11 protein-coding genes are annotated in these 12454 nt (G+C 70.8%); 3 read left to right on the top strand and 8 right to left on the bottom strand.

The features are described 5' to 3' along the window. The first annotated feature begins 17 nt into the window (after nucleotides 1-17). The gene (locus tag BO221_RS36425) at nucleotides 18-1484 is read left to right on the top strand and encodes a hypothetical protein (RefSeq protein ID WP_073565440.1); all 1467 of its coding nucleotides are present in this window, start codon (nucleotides 18-20) and stop codon (nucleotides 1482-1484) included. 62 nt (nucleotides 1485-1546) lie between these two features. Then, on the top strand, nucleotides 1547-1891 hold the full coding sequence (locus BO221_RS36420) for a histidine triad nucleotide-binding protein (protein WP_073565439.1): 345 nt from the start codon (nucleotides 1547-1549) through the stop codon (nucleotides 1889-1891). 30 nt (nucleotides 1892-1921) lie between these two features. Here BO221_RS36420 and BO221_RS36415 read toward each other — a convergent pair whose 3' ends face one another. The 3 genes from BO221_RS36415 to BO221_RS36405 form a co-directional block, all read right to left on the bottom strand. Beyond that, nucleotides 1922-2794, bottom strand: coding sequence for a hypothetical protein (locus tag BO221_RS36415; protein WP_073565438.1), 873 nt, complete (start codon nucleotides 2792-2794; stop codon nucleotides 1922-1924). Continuing rightward, nucleotides 2794-3030 carry a hypothetical protein gene (locus BO221_RS36410; protein WP_073565437.1) on the bottom strand — a complete coding sequence of 79 codons (237 nt, stop codon included), beginning with the start codon at nucleotides 3028-3030 and terminating at the stop codon, nucleotides 2794-2796. The genes BO221_RS36415 and BO221_RS36410 overlap by 1 nt, the downstream gene beginning before the upstream one ends. 63 nt (nucleotides 3031-3093) lie before the next feature. Then, entirely contained in the window at nucleotides 3094-5145 is a 2052-nt protein-coding gene (locus BO221_RS36405) for a chloride channel protein (RefSeq protein ID WP_083681916.1), read from the bottom strand. Between the two features lie 209 nt (nucleotides 5146-5354). On the opposite strand from BO221_RS36405, the gene BO221_RS36400 reads away from it, so the two are divergent. Further along, nucleotides 5355-5726 (top strand): hypothetical protein, encoded by a 372-nt coding sequence (locus tag BO221_RS36400; protein ID WP_073565435.1) that lies wholly within the window; start codon nucleotides 5355-5357, stop codon nucleotides 5724-5726. A gap of 4 nt (nucleotides 5727-5730) precedes the next feature. Here the strand turns inward: BO221_RS36400 and BO221_RS36395 are convergent, their stop codons facing one another. The 5 genes from BO221_RS36395 to BO221_RS36375 form a co-directional block, all read right to left on the bottom strand. Next, on the bottom strand, nucleotides 5731-6525 hold the full coding sequence (locus BO221_RS36395) for an ABC transporter ATP-binding protein (RefSeq protein ID WP_073565434.1): 795 nt from the start codon (nucleotides 6523-6525) through the stop codon (nucleotides 5731-5733). A 22-nt stretch (nucleotides 6526-6547) separates the two neighbouring features. After that, a complete protein-coding gene (locus BO221_RS36390; RefSeq protein ID WP_369865929.1) occupies nucleotides 6548-9277 on the bottom strand; it encodes a protein kinase in 2730 nt (909 codons plus the stop codon). A 197-nt stretch (nucleotides 9278-9474) separates the two neighbouring features. Next, nucleotides 9475-11163, bottom strand: coding sequence for an adenylate/guanylate cyclase domain-containing protein (locus BO221_RS36385; protein WP_073565432.1), 1689 nt, complete (start codon nucleotides 11161-11163; stop codon nucleotides 9475-9477). 99 nt (nucleotides 11164-11262) lie between these two features. Next, nucleotides 11263-11736, bottom strand: coding sequence for a ubiquinol-cytochrome c reductase iron-sulfur subunit (locus BO221_RS36380; protein ID WP_083681951.1), 474 nt, complete (start codon nucleotides 11734-11736; stop codon nucleotides 11263-11265). A gap of 32 nt (nucleotides 11737-11768) precedes the next feature. After that, nucleotides 11769-12449, bottom strand: coding sequence for a cell surface protein (locus BO221_RS36375; protein WP_369865928.1), 681 nt, complete (start codon nucleotides 12447-12449; stop codon nucleotides 11769-11771). Between the last annotated feature and the right edge of the window lie 5 nt (nucleotides 12450-12454).

Here is a 12454-nt window from a genome sequence, read left to right as displayed (position 1 = left end):
TTGCGTGGTGATCCCTCATGTCCGCCTCCCCGTCCCCCCCTGAAACGCCCGCCGAGCGGCTCCTCGCCCGGGCCGTCCTCGTCCTGCTGCTGGGGGTGGGAGCCACACTGCGAGTGTGGCTGGCGCTCGGGGATGATGGCGTGGCCTGGCCGGATGAAATCTACCAGAGCCTGGAGCCGGCCCACCGGCTCGTCTTCGGCTACGGGATGCAGGCCTGGGAGTTCCTCGAGGGGGCCCGCAACTGGACCCTGCCGGGGCTGGTGGCCGCCCTGTTCAAGCTGTCCGGCCTGCTGGGCCTGGAGGAGCCGCGAGGGTACCTGGGCCTGACGAAAGGGGTCTTCGGGCTGGTGGGGGCCGCCACGGCCTGGGGGAGCTGGAAGCTGGCCCGGGCGTATGGTGCCTCGCCGCTGGCGGCCAGCGCGGGGGCCTCGCTCTTCGCGCTGGCGGCCGTGCCGCTCTACTTCGCCCCCCGGGCCATGAGCGAGAACGCCTCCGCGCTACCGGCGGTGCTGGGGCTGGCGCTCGCGCTCGCGCCGGGAGCCTCGCGCCGCGCGGGGATGGTGGGGGCCTCGCTGCTGGGGCTGGCCGTGTTGCTGCGCCTGCAGAATGGCATCTTCTGCGTGGGCCTGCTGGCGGTGCTGGCGGCACGGCGCGATTGGCGGGCCGCACGGGACGCGCTGGCCGTGCTCGCCGGGTGGGCCTTCCTCTTCGGACTGCTCGACAAGCTCACCTGGGGCCGCTGGTTCCACTCGGCCCTGGTGTACCTGGACTTCAACATCGTGAAGGGCGGGGCCGCTGTCTGGGGCACCGAGCCCTTCAGCTTCTACAACCGCGTCCTGTTCCGGGCCATGGGCGGCGTCACCCTGGTGATGGCGGGACTGGCGCTGTTCGCGGCACGGAGGGCCCCGGGCCTGTTCGGGGTGGCCGCCGCCTTCTACCTGCTCCACGCGCTGCAACCCCACAAGGAGCTGCGCTTCCTGCTGCCCGTGCTGCCCGTGTTCGCCGCGCTCGCCGGCGTGGGGCTGGACACGGTGCTGCGCCACCTGCCGCCCTCCCCCGTCCGGATCGCCCTGCCGCTGGCGGTGGTGGCGATGGCGGGCGTCTCTGGCCTGCGCGTGGGAGGGCTCACCTTCCAGGACATCGGGCAGTACCCGGGGCCGAAGTCCCTCCAGAACGCCTGGGATGACTTCGGCCCCGCCAACCGCCTGCTCATCACCGCCGGCAAGCTCCCGGACGTGTGCGGTCTGAAGGTGGAGGCGGCACACCTGGCCTGGACGGGTGGCTACAGCTACTTCCACCGCGACGTGCCGCTCTACACGCACCTGGGGCCCGGGCGCGAGTCCCAGCTCTACAGCCACGTGCTCACCGGGTCCGGCGCCGTGGCCAATGGCGAGGTGGTGGCCTCCGAGGGCCCCTTCGTCCTGGTGCGTCTGCCGCACGGCCGCTGCACGCCGGATCCGGCCTGGTCCTCGCGCCTTCCGTGAGCCAACGTTTTCCCACCGGGAGCATTTCCCCCCGGACACGGCGCTGCTAAGCCGGGCCGCCTATGTCCGACTGCATCTTCTGCAAGATTCGCGACGGTCACATCCCCGCGAGGCTCGTCCACCGGGATGACCACTGTCTGGCCATCGAGGACATCAACCCCCAGGCCCCCACGCACCTGCTCATCATCCCGCTCGAGCACATTCCCACGATGAATGACGTCACCGTGGAGCATCGCGAGATGGTGGGCCACCTGCACCTCACCGCCGCGAAGCTGGCGCGCCAGCGAGGCCTCGCCGACAGCGGCTACCGGCTCGTCTTCAACACCCGCCGCGACGCCGGCCAGACGGTGTTCCACATCCACCTGCACCTGCTCGGTGGACGCCCCATGGAGTGGCCTCCCGGGTAGTGGCGTTGGCCCCGGGTATCAGCGCGTGCCTCAAATATCCGGGTCACACGTCCAGGGCTCTTTCTCGGAGTAGCGGTGACACTTGTAATGGGGTCCGCAGTCATCGGGGACGGCCGGGTCACAGGATTTCCTGCACGCCCCCACGTCGCAGACGAAGCCTTCGGGACAGGCGGAGGGGTTCGCCTCGTCACAGTAGAGAATGCATGTCCCCCAGGCTTCGTGCGGGTGGCTGAAAGTATTGCGGATGGAGCACTTCTGCCCCTCGGGACAGGGCGTCTCCTGGCAGTTCTGGCCATGCACCTGCGCGCACACCGACACGCCCTCCTTGAGTCGGATGCAGTCCTGCCCCTCGGGACACGCGCGGCCCTCACACGTGGGTAGACAAGAAGGACCATCAAGGCCATCGCGGCAGAAGAAGCCCACCGGACAGCTCCCGGGCTCTTCCACCCGGCACGGCCGTCCGCAGTGGTCCGCCTGACACAAGAGCCCCCGTTCACATGCCGCTTCACGCGAAGTCATCATATCCGCGCAGGGCTCGCCCTCCTTGCGCACCCCCACCAGCGTGCACTGACGAAGCCGGGGTCCGCCCTTCACCGTCTCCACCGTGCGGCACACCATGTCCTCCGTGCAGTGCTGGTCCGTCATGCACCGGCTATCGGTGCAGTACATCCACATCGAGCGTGGGTTGAAGAAGCAGGCGAGTGGTTGCTCACAATCCTTGCGGCCCTTGCAGGGACGCTCGTAGCTCAGCAGGCTCTGGCGCTCTCCTGGAGAGAGCATCGGGACGGCCTTTGCTTCGGGTGCCGGACGCAATCCTCTCAGCATGGCCGTATGGAGGGCCCAGGCCAGCGGCAGGAGCAGGATGAGGCCCAGCAGCGGGGCCAGGAGCGCACGCCAACGCATCACGGCTCGGCCCTGAACTGACATGCATGGGGGCACCTTTGCAGCTCCCACTCAACAGGATCTCGGCACTTGCGCACCCACTCCTCCTTACTCAAGAGGCAGTCGTGCCGGTGCAGTTCCTCCGCGAGGTCCTTCGCCATCGCCCGGTCGATGGTGCCCCCTTCCCTCCAGGTCTCCGGGCACCCCGCCCCCACCGCCAGCACCACCGTGAACGCGAACACCCGTTGCCAGCGCATGTGTCCTTCCCATGGAGGAGGTATCGGTCCCACGCGCCGGCAGCATAGCCCTTCGCTACACCCCTAACGCGGAATCTCCGTCGCGGAGACAGGGGGCTCGACCTGGAGCTTGCGCTGCTCCCTCCGCAGGAAACGCTCGAGCCCCACGCGCGTCACCACCCCCACCTGCCCGTCTCCCCGCACCGGCAACGCGTCCACCAACTGGATGTCCATGGCCGCGAGCGCCTCGCCCACCGTCGTGTCCACGGACACCGCGGGTGCCTGGTCCGCCAGCGACGCCACCGTGGACTCGTCCCCCAACTGCCGCCAGCGCTCGCCCAGCGTGCTCGCCGTCACCACGCCCACCAGCTGCCCTCCCTCGTCCCGCACCGGCAAGGCCGCCACGGGCGCCGTGAGCAACCGCTCACGCAACGCCGAGGCTCCCAACTCCGGCCCCACCGGCTCCATCCACACCACCAGCGCCCTCACCGGCGCTCGCCGCAGCGTGTGCGGATCCACTCCCGCCTTCCGCTCCACCAGCGTGTGGCACAACGCCGAGGCCAGCGTGCACGTCACCATCAGCGGCAGGATGATCGCGTAGTTGCCGCTCAGCTCGTACACCATCATCAACCCCGTGAGCGGCCCACGCGTGAGCGCCGCCACCGCCCCGCCCATGCCCACCATCGCGTAGGCCCCGCTCGGCGCGGTGATGCCCGGCATGGCCGCGTGCAGCACCTCCCCGAACGCGCCTCCCGCCAGCGCCCCCATCACCGTCATGGGGAAGAACGTCCCTCCCGAGCCTCCCGAGCCCAACGTGAGCGCCGTGGCCACCAGCTTGAGCGCGAAGCCCGAGGCCAGCATCACCAGCGGCAGCACCCGCAACGCCGCCTCGTTGATGGACTCGTGCCCCGTCCCCCACACCACCGGATGCACCAGCGCCAGGCACCCCACCAGCAGTCCGCCCAGTGCCGCCCTCAAGGGGAGCGGCTGCCGTCCCAGGAAGGCGCTCACCCGTCCCGGCTTCTTCCCATGGAAGAAGTCCTCCACCCCGTGCAGCAGCCGGATGAAGACGTACGCCAGCAGCCCCGTCACCAGCCCCAGCACCGCGTAGAAGACGATCTCCCAACCACTCACCATGCTGTAGGACACGCGTTGAATCATCGCCGCGTTGCCCATGACGCCCCGGCCCACCATGGTCGCCGTGACGCTGGCGAGGATGATGGGAGAGAAGACGCGCAGCTGGAACTCGCGCAGGATGATCTCCATCGCGAAGATGGCGCCGGCGATGGGCGCGTTGAAGGAGGCGGCGATACCCGCGCCCGCTCCACTCGCCAGCAGGATGGCCAGCTCGCGCCGGGTGAAGCCCAGCGTACGCCCCACCGTCGAGCCGAACGCCGCGCCTCCAAACACGATGGGCCCCTCGCGTCCGGCCGAGCCGCCCGTTCCGATGGTGATGGCGCTCGCCACCAGCTTCAGCACCCCGTCCCGCCCGGACAGCCACCCCTCGCGCTCCACCGCCTTCACCACCTCGGGCACGCCGTGGCCATGGGTCTCGGGCCGGTTGCGCAGCACGTGCCCCACCACCAGCCCTCCCACCATGGGCAGCAGCGGCACCAGCCATGGCTGCACATGCATGAAGCCGAACTCCCCACCCCGCATGTGGCCCACCACCGAGTTCACCGCCGCCACCGCCACCAGCGGGTAGTAGAGCGACAACGCCCCCAGCACCAGCAGCCCCAGCACCTTCAACCGCCGCTTCACCTCGTCCCGAGGGCCCCCGGGCAGGATGAGCCGCGCGAGCACCAGCGCTCCCATCCCCAGGGGGACGCCCACGATGAGGTACTCGAAATGCCAGCGCGCCTCGGAGAAGGCCCGGGCCAGCGCCTCGCGCGTGCCGGACTCCGGCAGGAACGCGTTCAGCACCCGGGGGAAGCCCAGGGCCACCCCGCTGACGAGCGCGATGAGGTTGGCGAAGAGGCCCGCGGCCAGTCCGCTGTAGAGGCCCACCACCGCGCCCGCCACGGGCAGCACTGAGGGCCCCGGCAACCGGAGGCGGTTGGTGATCGCCAACAGCCTCAACACCTGGCGCTCCAGCCCGCCGCGCACCGTCCTGCCCGACTGCGTAGAAGAGTCCATCTCCGCGACGCCCACCTTCGAGTCAAAGCCGTCAGCGTCGCACGCGCCCTCGCCTCGGACACCTGTTCTGGCGTCCCGGTGTGGAGTCTTCGACGCAGGACAGAACGGCCGGGCGGGCGGGCGTGCCCTCCTGCCCGGTGTGCTCGCTCCCCTCCCCATCCCTACCTTCGAGGGACAACAGGACACGCATGTCCGTCAGGAGGGTGACGATGAAGCGCTGGGGATGGACGATCGTTCTGGGGCTCGGTGGAGCGCTCGCCACGGGTTGCGTCTCCCGTCAGGAGGAGAACGCGCAGCAGGTGAGCAAGCCCTACGAGCCCATCAATCAAAAATACAAGAGCCCCTCCGCCTCGGAGGCCGAGAACGCCCCGGGAGGGACGGGTGGAGCGGGTGACCAGGGCGTCGCCATGCCCGAGAACTGGCGGGACCACCCGGCCAGCATGGACAGCGAGGACCGGGGGCCCTACCAGCTCGGCGGTCCGCAGCCGGTTCCCCGTGAGCGCAGGCCCGCTCCCCTCGGCGTGGGTGGAGGCCCGGACAACGCCCGGAGGCTGGCGCAGGAGCAGCTCAAGACCCAGTGAGGTCCTAACGCCCCTCGGCCGTCCACCGCGCACGCGGGGCGAACAGGCGCGCTCCCGAGGGCGCGCTCGCCATCTCCATGGGCACACCATAGAGGGCCTCGAGCCGCTCGCGCTGGAGCACCTCCGGCGCGGGCCCCCGGGCCAGCACGTGCCCATCGCGCAGCAGCAACACGTGCGTGGCGAAGGCCGCCGCCAGGTTGACGTCGTGGAGCACCGCCACCGCGCCCAGGCCCGCGTCCACCCGCGCACGCACCCGCTCCAACGCCCCCACCTGGTGCGCCACGTCCAGGAACGCCGTGGGCTCGTCCAGCAGCAACAGCTTCGGTTGCTGGACCAGCCCGCGCGCCAGCAGCAGCATCCGGCGCTCTCCTCCCGACATCGCCTCGCAGGAGCGCTCCGCCAGGTACGCCACCCCGAGTTCCTCCAACACCTCGCGCGCCACCGCCTCGTCGCTCGCCGAGGTGAGGCCCCACAGGCCCAGGTGCGGACTGCGCCCCATCAACACCAGCTCCAGTCCGCTGAAGCCCTCGGCGGGCTCGAAGCCCTGCGGCACCCACGCCACGTTCCGGGCGAGCGCCCGCGCCTCCCACTCGCTCCGCTCGCGCTCCAGCAGGCGGATGCGGCCGCGCGTCCAGGGCATGGCCCCCAACACACTCTTCAGAAGCGTGCTCTTGCCGGTACCGTTGGGCCCGAGCACCACCCACAGCTCTCCCGCCCGCACCGCGCAGTCCACGTCGCGCAGCACCGGAGCCGGCCCATAACCGGCGCTCAAACCCTGGATGTCGAGGAGCGTGTCCACGGCGCGTCGGAAGGGCCCCGCCTCAGGAGCCCTTCTTCCTTCTCTGGATTTCCCGCTGCAATGCCCGCACCTTGCCGAGCAGCTCGGCGCTCTCGACGTCCCCCATGCCCACCACCTCGGACTCGAGGTCATCGTAGCGGCTGCACAGCAGATCGAGGCTCTCGCACGCGTAGACGCGGGTGAGCGCCTTGTAGGCCGTGCGCGTGCGGGCCCACTCCTTCTGCAGCAAGGACTGGCGCGAGGACGGACGCTTGCGCTGGACCTGACGCTTGCTCGAAGCCGAAACCGTGGCGTTGGACGGAGCGAGCGGAGCGAGCAGCGCCTCGTCCGCGGACAGCTCGATCTCGGGAGAACCCGTGTCCCCCGTGGGAGCCGCGCTGGGAGCCGCGGCGAGCGCCTCCACCGGAACAGCGGCCGGAGCCGGAGCGGGAGCAGCCGTGCCAGGGTTCTCCGTGTTCGCGGAAGCCGTCCGCGCGGAATCCGTCGCGGCGGCGGGCTCCCCGGCCGCGGGAGCCGGAGCGGACGAAGGCTCGGAAGGTGCCGGGGTCTGGGCCTGCTTCTTCCCCTGGAAGAGCGGACGCGCGGGCGGAGGTTCCACCGGCACTTCTTGGCGAGGCGGCTCCAGGAAGACGGCGGCGCTCAGGCCACCGCCCAGCAGCAGGAGCACCACCACGGCGAGCCACCCCCACGGGAATGGCCGTGCCGGCACGGACGTGCGGCGGGTGATTTCCGGCCGCGCTGGCGGCTCCGCCTCGTCGCGTCGGCCGCTCGAGTCCTCGCGCTCCTCCTGATTCCGGGCGGTGACGGCCATCATCCTCGACGTGGAGGTGGTCGGGCGCGGGGGCACCACGGGAGTGCCCGTCGACGTCACGCGCCGCCGGGGCCGCCGCGTCTTGCCCCCTTGGGACACCTCGTCGTCCGGGTCGCGGGTCAGCGACTCATCGAGCACCACGCGCGGCTGGGTGTCCTGGCGATACACGTCCTGCAGGACCACGCGCGGCTGGGTGTCCTCGTGACCCGAGGGCATCTGCATGCGCGGATTCGTGTCCGCCAGGCCCACGTCCACCTCGTCCCCGAGCGCAGCTCCGGTCTCGGAGGCGGAGGCGCCCTCCTCCTCCTGCTCGCCCGTCTCGTAGGACAAGGGAGGCGCCGGGCGGGAGTCCTGTGACTCCTCGATGGCGCTCAGGTCCTCATCCGAGCGGAGCGGCTCGGACCACATGGGCGTATCCTCGATGGGCACCGGCGCGAGGTCCTCCGGAGGCGCCTGCTCCAGCATCGGCACGGCATGCGGTGCGCCCGGCGCGGAGGACACCACCAGCTCGCGCGTCGGGGCCATGGACCCGGAGACCGGGATGGCCGGTGTGAGCGGGACACGTGGCGAGGACGGCACCGCTCCCATCTGAACGGAAGGCCGGAGAGCCGGGCCCGTGGCCCGGGCCGCACCCGAGCCGGGCTCCTGGGAAAGCACCGGAGGAGCGGCGGAAGCACGGACGGGAAGCGGAGCGGGCGCGGGACTCCTGGGCACGGCCGGCGCCGTGAGCCCCGAGATGTCCACCGTGGGCGAGCCTCCCGGTGGCGAGTGCCGATCCTTCCGCGACTCCTCGATGGCCTCCACGGCGACGGCGGGCCGGGTGGGCTCGTCCATGGCCGAGGCGGGCACGGCCGGGCGCGTCTCGCCGTCATCGCGCACCGGAGCCCCCTCGCGCGTGCGCGGCGTGGGACGGAAGGAGAGCGGCTCGAAGGAGCCCTCCGGCCGGCCCGACTTCGACGACGGCTCGGCCGAGAGCCTCGGCGCGGCACCCTCGGGCGCGCCCACCCCTCCGGACTCCGGCTCGAGCGGACGCGCCGCTTCCCGGAGACTCGCCAGCAGCCGCCGCTCGCCCTGGTACTCCGGGCCGAACAGCTCGTGCATGTACCGGCTGACGTTCTCCGGACCCGAGGAGGGATCCAACTCCAGCAGGCACGCGTTCAGCTTGCCGCGCAGCTCCTCCGCCGATTGGAAGCGCTGGGCCGGATCCACCGCGAGCGCCTTCATCACCAACTGCGTCACCGCGGGCGGCGCGGACGGCACCACCTCGCCCAGCGGCTGCACCTCGGGCTGGGCCACCGCGGACATCAGCTCGCCCGGAGGCAGCAAGTCGAAGGGGTTCTTCCCCGCGATGAGCTCGTACAGACACAGGCCCACCGCGTACAGATCGCTGCGGCGATCCACCGGCTGGTGCCGCGCCTGCTCCGGCGACATGTAGAGGAACTTGCCGAGGATGATGCTCGGGTTCGTCTTCGCCGCGCTCAGCCGGCTCTTGGCCAGGCCGAAGTCGATGACCTTCACCTCCCCCTCGTAGGAGATGAGGATGTTCTGCGGCGAGATGTCCCGGTGCACGAGGTTCAGCTCGCCCTCGTCATCTCCCTTCTTGCGGTGCGCGTAGGCGAGCGCGTCCAGCACCCGGCCCATCACGAACAGCACGAAGGTGAGCGGCAGCGGCTTCTGCCTGTCCCTCGCCCGCGCCGCCACCTTGCGCAGATCCTTGCCGTCCACGTACTCGAGGGCCATGTACGCATCGCCCTCGTGCAGCCCCATGTCCAGCACCTGCGCGATGGAGCCGTGTGACAGCTTCACCAGCGTGCGCGCCTCGCCCACGAAGCGCTCGACGAACTCCGGATCCTCCGCCAGCTGCGGCAGTATCTTCTTGATGACGCACAGCTTCTCGAAGCCCTGGGCGCCCTCCAGCCGTGCGAGGAAGATTTCTCCCATGCCGCCGGTGGACAGCTGGGTCAGCAGCGTGTAGCGGCCGAACGGCACGGGCCGGAACGGACGCAGTCGAGCGGTCGAGGACGACGGGTTCATGCCGGACGCTGGGCGCTATGCTCGCAAGGGGGGCGCCCATGCTCGCATTGTTCCGGGTCCGAGTGCGAGTCTCCGCCGAACCATCCCCACTACATTTCCCTACCTCAGCCCACACCGGGATTGGTGAGCTGGGGGATGTCCTCGTCCACGACCTCGAAGGCGGCGACCTTGTCGCGGGGGGAGCGGATGAGGCGCTCGCCGAGGGGGACGACGTCGAAGCGGGCGCCGATCACCGCGAGCGTCTTGCCGGTGATGAGCACCTGGCCGGGCGAGGCGGTGGAGGCCAGCCACGAGGCCACGTTCACCCCGTCGCCCACGGCGGAGAAGGAGGGGCGGGACTCGGGGCCCACGAAGCCCGCCAGGACGCGGGCGGTGTTGATGCCGATGCGCAGCTCGCAGCGCTCCTCCGCGGGGCGGCGGGCCATGTGGCGCTCCCAGTCCTCGCGAAGGGCGAGCGCGGCCCGTACGGCGCGCACGGCGTCGTCCGGCTTGGAGGCGGGAGTGCCGAAGAGGGCGCGCAGCGACTCACCGAAGAAGGTCTCCAGGACACCCTCGAAGCTGAAGACGAGCCCACCCAGGCGCGAGTGGAAGTCGTTGAGCAACTCGGTGGTGCGCAGGGCACCGAGTTTCGCGCCCAGCGCGCCGAAGCCGACGAGCTCGGCGTGGACGATGGTGAGGTTGCATTCCGCCAGCGCGGGCAGCCTGCCACCGGAGCGCTGGACCTCGGGCGTGCGCCGCTCGGCCACCTCGGGCCCGAGGAAGCGCTCCAGGTGGTGACGCAGCGGAGAGGCCCCACTGCCCGAGGCGGCGGAGAACTTCTGCACGCCGGTGGCCACCAGGTGCGCCACGGCGGTGCAGGTGTCGAGCATGATTTCCAGCTCGGTGTCGTTCGCCGCGGAGGTGTTGACGTAGAGGACGCCGGAGAAGGGAGGCTCGAGCCCGATGGGGATGCAGAGCACCCGGTCCACACCATAGAGGATGACGCTCTCGCGGCTGGCGAAGCGGCGGTCATCGCGCACGTCGCCCACCACGAGCGCGCGGCCCTCGCTGAGGGCCTGCTCGATGATGCCATCGGAGACGGGCACCTCGCCCTTGGCGAGCTTGCCGCGGTGGCGCACGGCGGCGGGCACGAAGACGCCGGTGGGGTGGCGCAGCAGCACCACGGCGGTGGTGGCGTCGATGCGCTCGAGCACCCGGTCCATGGTGGCCTCGAGGAAGGCCGTCAGGGTGGCGGAGGTGGCGAGCGCCTCGGCGGTGTGGAAGAGGAGGAGGAGCGTCTCGTAGGCTCCCCGGGGGGCGGTGGGCGCCGCCGGGAGGATGGGAGCGGCGGTGGCGGGAGCAGTGTCGAAGGGGCTGGAGAAGTTGTCGAGCGCCCGCAACAGGTCCACGTTCTTGATGTTCTTGGCGAAGATGACGGAGGGCCCCACGTCATCGCCATGGCCGAAGCGGCGCACGCCTCCGGCGCCCAGGTCCACCATCTCGGTGGCGGCGTTCTCCACCTGGTTGGGCTGGCGCACCGAGAGGGTGTTCTCGCCCAGGGAGATGGTGTCGCCGGGGAGCAGGGCGATGCTGCCTTGCAGGGGCGTGCCGTTGACGCGGCTGCCGTTGCGGCTGCCGAGGTCCTCGATGCGCAGGGTGTCGCCCTCGGCCACGAGCCTGGCGTGCCGTCGTGACACGAGATCCCCGCCGAGGACGATGTCGTTCTCATCCGCGCGGCCGAGGTGCGTGACGCCCTCGGGAAGCTCGTAGGCAGTGTCGAAGTAACCCGGGCCGTTGATGATGATCTGCCACATCGCGGCGGGGAGATTACACGACCCGGGCGCGCCATTCGCCTGGAGGCGGCGATTGACACCCGGAGTCAAATCCGCCCCAGGGTGGGTGGAGCCACGCCGTCAGCGGGGCCGGTGGATCCACACCGAGTCATCCACCCGCGCCACCCGGAAGCTCTGTAACGGACGGGTGGCGGGACCGAGCAGGACCCGGCCATCCTCGCCGAAGCGCGAGCCGTGGCAGGGGCACTCCAGGAGGGCCTGCCCGGGGACGTGGGTGACGTGGCAGTCCCCGTGCGTGCAGATGTGCCAGACGGCGGAGAAGCAGCCCGACGCGGTGTGGATGACCACCACGTCGAGCAGGGCCTCGGGGACGCGCACCACCGCCGAGCCCCCCGGACGCCTCAGCGCCGGGTACTCGGTCAGCTTCACCTCCACCCAGCCCTCCTCGGGACGGCCGGGGGTGACGCCGCAGGCCTCCGCGTCGGAGAACGGGAGGACGGTGGCCTCCCGCCACTCGGGACCACAGCCGGAACAGAGCGCGGCGAGGGCACAGGTGCCGTGCAGCAGCGAGCCGAGCACGGCTCGCCGGTCCATTCCGGGGGTCTCGGGAGGCGGGGGCGCGTCCATCACTTCCACTCGCAGATGGGAGAGCCGTTCACCACCGCGACGGCGTCCAGGTCGAACCCGCCGGAGGTGAAGCCGTAGCCATTCAGCCCACTGTCCCGGATGCGGATGAAGCGGGCCCGGGCCACACCGAGGGTGGACAGGTCGAAGCCGTCCCCTCCCGCCACGGACGGATCCGTGGGGCTGATGCCGTTGTCCGGCGTGGAGAACACGGGCTTCACGCCCGCGCAGCCGGGGTAGCCCTGGGTCCCATCCGAGGGGTCACAGGGGAACTCCCGCCACGTCTTGCCGTCCTCGCTCACCGCCACGAAGGCCGTCTCCGCGTAGTTGCTGAAGGCGTTCTCGAAGACGAGCAGGTCCACGCCGGGCCCGTCCACCACGCCGATGTCGGTGAACTCGAGGACGATCTCCCCCCGCTCGCCGAGCGAGAGCACGTCCAGCGAGCCCATGCCGGAGCCGCCACCACGGGGCGGTCCGAGCACGATGGTGGGGTAGCCGTCCTGGCCGAAGCCGGCGGAATCACCGGGTGAGAAGGAGAACACCTTGTCGGCGAACGGGTTGTTCTCACTCGCGCAGACCACCGGGGCCGGGGGGTCCTTCTCCTCCTCGGAGGGACCCCCGCAGCCCGCGGCGAGCAGGCACATGGAGAGACAGGCGCGCCAGCGCGCCAGGGTGCCGTGCATCCTCA

Origin of the sequence: Archangium sp. Cb G35 (genome assembly GCF_001896145.1) — a bacterium.
Classification (GTDB): domain Bacteria; phylum Myxococcota; class Myxococcia; order Myxococcales; family Myxococcaceae; genus Archangium; species Archangium violaceum.
Note: the sequence above shows the minus strand (reverse complement) of the source record. Positions and strands in the feature narration are given on the sequence as shown.

Bases quoted from the DNA above. Each gene is read 5' to 3' on its own strand.
- BO221_RS36425 (WP_073565440.1), top strand. From the start codon at position 18: ATGTCCGCCTCCCCGTCCCCCCCTGAAACGCCCGCCGAGCGGCTCCTC.
- BO221_RS36390 (WP_369865929.1), bottom strand. From the start codon at position 9,277: ATGGGAGAAATCTTCCTCGCACGGCTGGAGGGCGCCCAGGGCTTCGAG.
- BO221_RS36410 (WP_073565437.1), bottom strand. From the start codon at position 3,030: ATGCGCTGGCAACGGGTGTTCGCGTTCACGGTGGTGCTGGCGGTGGGG.
- BO221_RS36400 (WP_073565435.1), top strand. From the start codon at position 5,355: ATGAAGCGCTGGGGATGGACGATCGTTCTGGGGCTCGGTGGAGCGCTC.
- BO221_RS36420 (WP_073565439.1), top strand. From the start codon at position 1,547: ATGTCCGACTGCATCTTCTGCAAGATTCGCGACGGTCACATCCCCGCG.
- BO221_RS36385 (WP_073565432.1), bottom strand. From the start codon at position 11,163: ATGTGGCAGATCATCATCAACGGCCCGGGTTACTTCGACACTGCCTAC.
- BO221_RS36380 (WP_083681951.1), bottom strand. From the start codon at position 11,736: ATGGACCGGCGAGCCGTGCTCGGCTCGCTGCTGCACGGCACCTGTGCC.
- BO221_RS36405 (WP_083681916.1), bottom strand. From the start codon at position 5,145: ATGGACTCTTCTACGCAGTCGGGCAGGACGGTGCGCGGCGGGCTGGAG.
- BO221_RS36375 (WP_369865928.1), bottom strand. From the start codon at position 12,449: ATGCACGGCACCCTGGCGCGCTGGCGCGCCTGTCTCTCCATGTGCCTG.
- BO221_RS36415 (WP_073565438.1), bottom strand. From the start codon at position 2,794: ATGCGTTGGCGTGCGCTCCTGGCCCCGCTGCTGGGCCTCATCCTGCTC.